This is a genomic window from Streptosporangium sp. NPDC000563, assembly GCF_040299985.1.
GTDB lineage: Bacteria > Actinomycetota > Actinomycetes > Streptosporangiales > Streptosporangiaceae > Streptosporangium.
Genome location: NZ_JBEPDA010000056.1, coordinates 1 through 8,787 on the forward strand (window position 1 = coordinate 1; position 8,787 = coordinate 8,787).

Here is an 8,787-nt window from a genome sequence, read left to right on the forward strand (position 1 = left end):
GCGGCGGCGCCCCCCCGGCGCCCACCCCCCGGGGCGCGCCCCCCGGGGGCGCGGCCCGGGCCCCGTGGGCCGGTGGACGAGGCGCCCGGGGGCGCGGGGTGAGGTCAGGTCACACCGCAGGTCCGGCCGTTGGGGGGAGAACGAGGTGGAGCTGCCGGATTGCCGTTGTGATCGGGCTGGAGGCCGAGGCCGCCGGGTCGCCGGTGGTATGGCCGTCCGCCCGCCGATCCCGGGCGGACGGCCTCTCCCCACCGGGAGGTCAGGCTCGGGAGCAGGTGTTTCCGTTGAGGGTGAAGGAGGAGGGCGCGGAGGTGTTGCCGGTGTGGTTGGCCTGGAAGCCGATGTCGACCGAGCCGCCGGCGGGGATCGAGCCGTTGTAGCTCACGTTGCGCGCCGTCACCTGGCCGCTGGAGGGTGAGTAGGTGGCGTTCCAGCCCGAGGTGATGGTCTGGCCGGACGGCAGGCCGAAGACCAGCGACCAGCCGTTGATCGCGGAGGAGCCGGTGTTGGTGATGGTGATCGACGAGGTGAGTCCGGTGTTCCAGGCGTTGAGGGTGTACGCCACCCGGCACGGCCCGCCCGGACCCGGCGTGGGAGTGACCGTGGGGGTCGGGGTCGGGGTCGGGGTCGGCGTGGGGGACGGGTTGGGGGTGACCGAGTTGAGGGTGTTCAGGACGGAGGTGTAGGCGGCCTTCTTGTTGCCCGAGGCGTCGAAGAGGAGGGGGTTCTGGCCGGTGCGCCAGGAGTCGCTGTCGCGGATGCCCCAGACGGTGATGCCTTTGCAGCGGGCGACGTTCAGGCAGGCGCGGGTGACGGCGGCGTAGGCGTTGGCCTGGTTGGAGCCGGAGATGTCGAGTTCGGTGATCTGGACGTCGACGCCGAGGTCCGCGAAGCGCTGGAGGTTGGCCTGGTAGTCGCTGGGGGCGGAGTTGGTCAGGTGACTCTGGAAACCGACGCAGTCGATGGGCACGCCGCGTGCCTTGAAGTCGCGGACCATGTTGTAGATGCCGGTGCTCTTGGCGTTGATGCCGTCGGTGTTGTAGTCGTTGTAGCAGAGTTTGGCACCGGGGTCGGCGGCGCGGGCCGCGCGGAAGGCGGCTTCGATCCAGTCGTTGCCGGTTCGCTGGAGGCTGGAGTCACGGCGCCCGCCGCCTCCGCCGTCGGCGAAGGCCTCGTTGACGACGTCCCAGGAGTGGATCTTGCCGCGGAAGTAGGTGGCGACCTGGGTGACGTGGTTGATGGCGGCGTTGCGCAGGTCGGAGCCGGACAACCCCTGGGCCCAGCCGGGCATCTGCTGGTGCCACAGCAGGGCGTGCCCGCGAATCGACTTGCCCTGGCCGATCGCGTGGTTCACGATGCGGTTGGCGTTGTTGTAGTTGAAGCTGCCGCGCTGGGGTTCGGTGGCGTCCCACTTCATCTCGTTCTCGGCGGTGACCGAGTTGAACTCCCGGTTCAGGATGTTCACATAGGTGGAGTCACCGAGCCTGCCCGCCGCGATGGCCGCGCCGAAGTAACGGCCCGACTGGGCGGCGGCGGCTCCGAGCGTCGTCTCCGCGGCGGAGGCGGTCTGCTGGACGGCCACCACGACGCCGGCCCCGAGGGCGGCGGCGATCGCGATGGTGATGGTTCGTCGTGCTTTCGAGGCGATGTCTGGGATCGCGGTGAAGAGCATGCCGGTTCCTTGGGGGGGTGATGAGGCGTCAGCGGATGGAGTCGGTCCGGAGGAGCAGGCCGGGCTTCGAGAGCGGGTAAGAGCCGATCAGAGCCGTCGTCGCGAGGTGGGCGGGTCGCCGCCGACACACCGGGAGACGGGCCAAAGGTCCGTCCTGGGCTCGCGTTCGAGGTGAGACGGGCATCCAACGCTCCTTGGCCAGGTCGAGGGGGCAGTGGCCATCGAGATTTGTTATCGCTAACATCTGGGCTTCCAGATCTCCATGGCCTGCTCCTGTAAGTGCGTTGTCGGGGAGTACATCCGACGGTCCGATCCACCGTCAACGAGTCACAACCCTCGCTGACCTGGGCATTGCTAACGAAACGTTTCCCGGCCTGGGCATTCGTCCAGAGGGAGATCGCGTCGCGTCGCCTGCGAATGTGAAAGTTTCACAGAAGTTACCGGTTGGCAACCATGGAATTCTGACCGAATACAGCTGACTTCCTCAAGACCCCTGGTTGACAAGTTGGGGAGGAGGGACCGATCGGTGAAAATCTTCTCGCCCACTCCCGGTGTCCGCCGGATCGACGGTCGTTCCACGCGTCCGGCGGGGGAGGGGGCGCCTCGGCGGAGACGAGAGGCGCGGGCGCCGAGCTCCCGGCTCATGGGGGCGTGCCCCTCTTTTGGGAGGGCCGAAAATCCCGGTGCAGTCCGGGCAGGTTTCTGTGATGTGAACGATTGACGCGGCCGTAACGCGGGCCTTACATTGCTCGCAGCAATGTTAGCGCAAACACCCATATCGCACCGATCGGCCCTCGATGCCCGGCTCGCCGCCGCCCGAGCGGCTCTCCGGCCGTAGGTGATTTCGAGGGCGGTCCGGGACGTTCGCCGACGCCGTCCCGGCGCCAAGATCCTCGGCCTGCCCTGACATGTGCGGGCCGGTTGCCGGCGGCAGGCCGGCGCTCCGGTCTTGAGGTCGCGACTGAAGGCCCGCGGCCCCCTCCACGGCGCGAGCGCGCGTCGCCCTCTTCCGCTTTCGCCGCCCGGCCCGCCGCGCACCGGAGACCGGGACGACGCGAGGCTCGCTCCGGCGTCTCACCCTCGTGTTCGCCGGGGCGTCGGCCGTCTGGACGGTATCGCTCCGCACGCACATCACTCGCGGAGTCTTCGCGGGCGGAGCGAACCGTCTTCCCCTGATCTTTTCCGGCATCGTGACCGCGGTGCCGCCGGCGGTGACCGCGGGCGCCCGGACGCGTGCCCGCGTGGCCATGGATCCCGGTCGCTCGCGTCGCATCGGAGTGGGCCGTGCGTTACGGAACATCGCAACGACCCATGACACACATTGCAAGAATCTGCGAGGTGTCCGCAGGTATAGAGCAAGTTTGCGAAACTATTTCACAAGACTCTTGTGGGGTGAGGCGCCGGAGTCCTACTGTCGCCTCACCCTCGTGGCGTTCGCTCCGCCCCGAGCGTTTTCAGGTGTTCCCCCGAGAGAAACGAGCATCCGAATGTCACGGAGCATCACGGAAGCCGCGGCGAGACGGACAGGCGGGCCACCGCGAAAGGCGCCGCGAAGAGGGCCGGCGGCGGTCGCGGCGGTGATCGTGGCCTTCGCGGGCCTCGGCGTCGTGCCCGGTTCCCCCGCCCTCGCGGGCACGGGCGGTGCCCCGGCCCCCGTGGTGACGCGCGCCGCCCTCGACCCGTCACTCGTCGCGGGGCGGGGCGCCGATGTCGCCTTCACCGAGCAGGAGGCCGAGAACGCCACGACGAACGGCACGACCATCGGCCCGGACCGCGACGCGTACACGCTCGCGGGGGAGGCGTCGGGCCGCAGGGCGGTCAGGCTGACGCCGGGGCGGTACGTCGAGTTCACGCTGCCGAAGGCGGCGAACGCGATCACCGTGCGTTACAGCATTCCGGACGCCCCCAACGGCGGTGGTATCACCGCGCCGCTACATGTCACGGTGAACGGCGGCGGCAGGAAGGTGATGACCCTCACCTCGCAGTACTCGTGGCTGTACAACCAGTATCCGTTCACGAACGATCCGAACGCCGACCTGCTGCACCCCGACTGGTGGATCACCGAGTGCGCCTGCGTGCCCAGTGCCACGACGCCCACTCCGACGATCACGAAGCCGTTCCGGCCGACCCACTTCTACGACGAGCAGCGTCTCCTGCTCGGCAGGACGTACCGCGCGGGTGACAGGGTGCGGCTCACGGTCCCGGCCGGGAGCAACGCGGCGTGGACGGTGATCGACCTGCTCGGCTCGGAGCTCGTCGGCGCGCCGCACGTCAGGCTCGTCGCGGCGAACGTGCTGGCGTTCGGCGCCGACCCGCTCGGCAGGCGCGACTCCGCCGACGCGATCGACAGGGCGATCGCCTTCGCCAAGCGCGGCCGCCTCAAGGTCTACATCCCGCCGGGCGTCTACCAGGTGAACCGTCACATCGTCGTCGACGACGTGACGATCGAGGGCGCCGGCAACTGGTACACGATCATCAAGGGCAGACAGGTCGCCCTTCCCTCCCCGGCCCCCGACGGCTCGGTGCACACCGGCGTCGGCTTCTACGGCAAGGACGCGTCGAAGGGCGGCAGCAGGAACGTGCACCTGTCCGGCTTCGCGATCGAGGGCGACGTCCGCGAGCGCATCGACACCGACCAGGTGAACGGCATCGGCGGGGCGCTGAGCGACTCGACCGTCGACGGCCTCTACATCCACCGCACCAAGGTGGGCATGTGGTTCGACGGGCCGATGAAGAACCTGAGGATCACGAACAACATCATCGTCGACCAGATCGCCGACGCCCTCAACTTCCACGGCGGCGTCACGGACTCGGTCGTGTCGAACAACTTCATCCGCAACACCGGCGACGACGGCCTCGCCCTGTGGTCCGAGAAGATCGCCAACGCCCGCAACACCTTCGACCGCAACACCGTGCAGACGCCGACCCTCGCGAACGGCATCGCCGTCTACGGCGGCACGGACAACACCGTCTCGGGCAACCTCGTCGCCGACCCGATCCGCGAGGGCAGCGGCATCCACGTCGGCTCCCGCTTCGGCGCCGAGGCGTTCGCGGGGAAACTGGCGATCAAGGACAACACCACGGTCCGGGCCGGCACGTACGAGCTGAACTGGAACATCGGCCTGGGAGCCATCTGGCTCTACGCGCTCGACAAGAACATCGAGGCCGACATCCAGGTGGTCGGCAACCACTTCCTCGACAACACCTACAACGCGATCATGCTGGTCAGCGAGTGGGGGGTGAAGGACCTGTACTCGATCACGAACGTCCACTTCAAGGACATCAGGGTCGACGGCACCGGCACCTCCGTGGTGAGCGCCCGGGTGAAGGGATCGGCCTCCTTCGAGAACGTGGACGCCCGCAACGTCGGCGCGGTCGGCGTCAACAACTGCGGTTCGTTCAACTTCCCGCCCACCGGCTCGGAGTTCTCCCTGACCGACCTCGGCGGCAACGACGGGGGCGGCACCGCCGGGGCCTGGCTCGCCCCGTGGATGCTGCCCAACACCATCACCTGCGACGACCGCCCGCCGGTGGTCGCGCCGCCGGCGCCCTCCCCGTGGTGATCGTCCGGTCGTAGCGGCAGAGCGTACGTCGCTCTTCGAAACCACCGGCCCCTCCATAGCGGGCGCCGGTGTCACGGTGGCACCGGCCGAACGGTCGGTGCCGCGGTTCGCGGGGCCGTCGGACCGCGGGGAGATCCCTCCCCGCGGTCCGGGTTCCGGTACGGGCGGTGGTCACCGGAGACAACCGAATGCCAAAAGGCGCGCCCAGCACGATAAGTGTGATTTTCGACAAAAGTGCCTTTAATAGCAAAATGCCGCAGAAACTGCAGAGCCAGGAGTGGAAGTCGGTCTCTTTTTCATCACATGGTCTGATATGGCAGCGTGGACCGTTCCCACCTGCCACTCTTGTCGAGCCGCACCACGGCCTTCCCTTCTTTCCTGGAGTTCCATATGCGTTTCAAGACGCCTCTGGCGATCGCGGCTACCGCGGTTCTCGCGGTCGGCATGTCCAGCATCACCACCGCCTCCGCCGCCCAGACCTCAGGCGCCGACCTCATCTACGCGTGCAAGCTGAAGAGCACCGGTCTGGTGCGTCTGGTCTCCGCCACCACCAAGTGCAAGCCGACCGAGGTCAAGACGTGGTGGGCCAAGCAGTCCGCCCAGGGCCAGAGCACGGTCGCCGGCCCCGGCCCCCAGGGACCCGCCGGGCGTGACGGCAAGGACGGCAGGGACGGCAAGGACGGCGTCGGAACCCAGGGGCCGGCCGGACCTCGCGGCTACCAGGGGAAGACCGGCCCGCAGGGACCCGCCGGGCCGAAGGGCGCCCCCGGTGAGACCGGGCCTGAAGGACCCCAGGGTCCCGCGGGGGAGGACGGCGGGCTTCCCGCCGTCTACGCCTACAAGGTCGGTCCGGTCTGGACGACGTGCAAGCTGCTGCCCGGGTACGCCATCGCCGCCTACGACTGCAAGGTCACCAAGGAGCCGGCGAAGGAGCGCCCCGCCCCCACTCCGACGCCCACCGCCACGCCCTCGCACACCCCCACCCCCCAGTAGTCGCGCACCCCGAAGAGCCTCGTCCTTCATCTCTAAGACGGGGCTCTTCGGCTTTCCAGGCAGGTCGGGGGCGGGTCGGGCAGGCTCGCCTCCGACCCGCGCGCAGGGAACCGGCCCGGCCTCGGTGCCCGCTCCCGAAGGTGCCGAGGTCAGATGCCGCGGCGCATCGACCTGGTGCCCATCGCGAGACCGGCCGCGGCGACGGCGCAGGCCCAGAGCGTTCCGTACAGCACCGAGGCGTCCGCGAAACGGCCGGAGAACAGCGCCCGCTCCGCGTCGACGATGTGGGTGACCGGGTTCAGCGTGGCGGCGACCTGGAGCCACGCCGGGCCGAAGTCCATCGGCAGCAGCACGCCTGAGAGCAGAATCAGCGGAAACAACACCAGCTGGGTGACCCCGTAGAACAGGTTGCCGCTCGGAGCGGAGGCGACCGCGAGGGTGAAGGAGAGCGCGCCCAGGCCGATCCCGAACACGGTCAGTATCACCAGCCCGGTCAGCACACCCGGCAGGTGCGGGCGGAAGCCCAGCGGCACCGCGAGAACGATGATCAGCACGGCCTGGGCGAGCAGGATCACGAACTCCTTCATCGTCCGGCCGACGAGCATCGCCGTGCGGTTCAGCGGGGTGACCAGCATGCGCTCCATCGAGCCGCCGATCAGCTCCACCAGCAGCGAGTATCCGGCCATCATCGGCCCGGACAGGCACATCATGATCAGGATGCCGGGCACGAACCACTGCCACGGCGAGCCCTCGAAGCTCCGCGTTCCCCCGAGCAGCGGGCCGAACAGGAACAGGAAGAGCAGCGGCTGGCCCATGGTGAACAGGAGGCCGAGGGGTTCGCGCGGCACGGGGGCGAACTCGCGGGAGAACACGGTCACGGTGTCGCGGAGGAAGGATCGTACGCGCACGGGGCGGCCTTTCTTGCCGGCGGGGAGAGGGCTGTGGGGGTGAGGGCCGCGCGGGTCGTGGTCGTCGGGCGCGGCCGGTCGGTGTGAGGGGTGTGCGGGCAGGGATGTGCGGGTCACGGTCATTGGGCGTGGCCGGTCGGTGTGAGGGGCGTGGTGCCACGGGTCAGGCGTCGTGCGGGCCGGCCGAGCCTGTGCGAGGGCTCTCGTCGCTCTCGCGCAGGCTGCGGCCGGTCAGCGCGAGGAACACGTCGTCCAGCGTGGGCCTGGCGGTCTCGGCGGTGGCGACCTTCACCCCCGATGCCTCCAGGTGGCGCAGATACTCCGGCAGCGCCGCGCCCGCGTGGGGGACCCGCAGCCGCACCGTCCTGCCTGCGACGATGACCGCGTCCGATCCCGCGATCCGCGCGGCGACCTCGGCGGCCCTCGCCGCCTGTGGCTCGTCGTGGACGGTGACCGTGACGCGGTCACCGGCCAGATCGCCCTTCAGCCGATCGGCGGTTCCGTCGGCGATGATCCGGCCGTGGTCGATGATCACCACCCGTTCGGCCATGGTGTCGGCCTCCTCCAGGTAGTGGGTGGTGAGGAAGAGGGTCGTGCCGTGCAGCTCACGCAGCCGCAGGATGTGTTCCCAGATGTGGGCGCGGCTCTGCGGGTCGAGGCCGGTCGAGGGCTCGTCCAGGAAGAGCAGGCCGGGCCGGTGGATGAGCCCCAGGGCGATGTCGAGGCGGCGGCGCTGGCCGCCCGAGAGGGTGCCGGGTTTGCGGGTGGCCAGGGACTCCAGGTCCAGCAGGCCGAGGATCTCGTCGGCCCGCCGGTGCGCCTCGGACCGGCGAAGGCCGTAGCAGCGCGCCTGGGTCACCAGCTCGTCGCGGACCCGGAAGTTCTCCCCCGAGCCGTTCTTCTGGCCGACGTACCCGATGCGGGCGCGGACCCCCGCCGGATCCGACACGACGTCGCGGCCCGCGACGATCGCGGTTCCCGACGTCGGCGGGAGCAGGGAGGTCAGCATGCGCAGGCTGGTGGACTTGCCCGCGCCGTTCGGACCGAGGAAGGCCACCAACTGGCCCTCCTCCACATCGATGTCGAGGCCGCGTACGGCGTCGACGACTCCTTTCCCGACCTTGAATCGCCGGGTCAGCCCTCGGGCATGGATCATCGTCCCCTCCTCGGGGTGGGCGGTCGGTGGCATGCCGAAGAAACCCCTGGTCGGGGGCCCGGCTGGAAGATGACTCATCCTTACCCATGCGATCGGGGCGAGGCAAACGTGAAAGGTGCATTCACATTTGCTCTGACCTGCGGAAACGCGGGCTCACTCGACCGGTGGGAATCTTCTCTCCGAAACTCCTCGGAATAAGGACCCATGGGCTGGCCTGGGCTTTTTCCCCATCGGGCCGGGGCGATGGGAAACGGTGTGATTTTTTTCTTTCCGCCGGAGATTCCGGGACCCGGTGCCGCCCTCCGGGCCGCTTGAACGCGAGAGAGCCCTGGGCGCCGGATCGGCGCCCCCCGGGCGGGGGGGGGGGGGGTGGGTTGTATAACCGCCGGCGTATCCCGGCGCCGGGCAGGGGTTGGGCCTACTTCTGGGGGGCGGGGGCGCCTATCGGGCTTTTCTCGGGGTGGGGCAGCTGACGGGTGCCCATCTCGATCTTTC

Annotated in this window: 5 protein-coding genes; 2 read left to right on the plus strand and 3 right to left on the minus strand. The window is 69.2% G+C overall.

Going from position 1 to position 8,787, the window contains the following annotated elements; translation table 11 throughout:
- Positions 1-259: 259 nt before the first annotated feature.
- On the minus strand, positions 260-1,672 hold the full coding sequence (locus ABT352_RS40460) for a glycoside hydrolase family 10 protein (RefSeq protein ID WP_350950378.1): 1,413 nt from the start codon (positions 1,670-1,672) through the stop codon (positions 260-262).
- Positions 1,673-3,249: 1,577 nt separating this feature from the next.
- Between ABT352_RS40460 and ABT352_RS40465 the strand changes: the two genes are divergently transcribed.
- Positions 3,250-5,235 (plus strand): glycosyl hydrolase family 28-related protein, encoded by a 1,986-nt coding sequence (locus ABT352_RS40465; protein ID WP_350950379.1) that lies wholly within the window; start codon positions 3,250-3,252, stop codon positions 5,233-5,235.
- 390 nt (positions 5,236-5,625) lie between these two features.
- Positions 5,626-6,228: a hypothetical protein gene (locus tag ABT352_RS40470; RefSeq protein ID WP_350950380.1), complete on the plus strand. Its 603-nt coding sequence runs from the start codon at positions 5,626-5,628 to the stop codon at positions 6,226-6,228.
- Positions 6,229-6,377: 149 nt separating this feature from the next.
- Here ABT352_RS40470 and ABT352_RS40475 read toward each other — a convergent pair whose 3' ends face one another.
- Entirely contained in the window at positions 6,378-7,136 is a 759-nt protein-coding gene (locus ABT352_RS40475) for an ABC transporter permease (RefSeq protein ID WP_350950381.1), read from the minus strand.
- A 163-nt stretch (positions 7,137-7,299) separates the two neighbouring features.
- Entirely contained in the window at positions 7,300-8,292 is a 993-nt protein-coding gene (locus tag ABT352_RS40480) for an ATP-binding cassette domain-containing protein (protein WP_350950382.1), read from the minus strand.
- Positions 8,293-8,787 lie beyond the last annotated feature (495 nt).